Source organism: Oleiphilus sp. HI0043 (assembly GCF_001634935.1).
Genome location: NZ_LWEY01000076.1, coordinates 1 through 622, shown reverse-complemented (window position 1 = coordinate 622; position 622 = coordinate 1). Strand labels below are relative to the sequence as shown.

Below are 622 nucleotides of genomic sequence, written 5' to 3'. Positions count from 1 at the left end.
TTGGCGCAGGCCCTGCAGGTGAAGGGGCAGCGTTAAACGCTGCAAAAGGCCATAAAATGGTCGCTGTGATCGAAGATAAACCCGTAGTTGGCGGGAACTGTGCTCATGTTGGAACAATACCTTCCAAAGCACTTCGACACGCCGTTAAGCAGATTATTACCTTTAACACCAATACCATGTTCCGTGATATCGGTGAGCCAAGATGGTTTTCCTTTCCGAGAGTCTTGAAGAACGCAGAAAAGGTAATCAGTAAACAGGTTAAGCTAAGAACCCGTTTTTATGCGCGAAATAAAATAGACTTGTACAACGGGTCGGCCTACTTTCTAGATGATAATCGTATAGAAATACGTGGAAATGGTTCCGCAGATATTGTTCATTTTAAAGAGGCGATCATAGCTAGCGGGTCTAGTCCCTATCGTCCGTCCAACGTTGATTTTACGCATGAGCGTATCTATTGTAGTGATTCGGTATTGCAGCTTAGCCATACTCCACGCACTATGGTTATTTATGGTGCCGGTGTTATTGGCTCCGAGTATGCATCAATTTTTTCCGGTTTAGGTGTGAAAGTCGACCTGATTAATCCTGGCGAGAAATTACTATCATTCCTTGATGATGAGATTTC

1 protein-coding gene is annotated in these 622 nt (G+C 44.1%); it reads left to right on the top strand.

Annotated elements, in window-relative coordinates; translation table 11 throughout:
* A partial coding sequence (locus A3729_RS01675; protein ID WP_197475477.1) for an FAD-dependent oxidoreductase occupies positions 1-622 on the top strand: 622 nt, incomplete at both ends.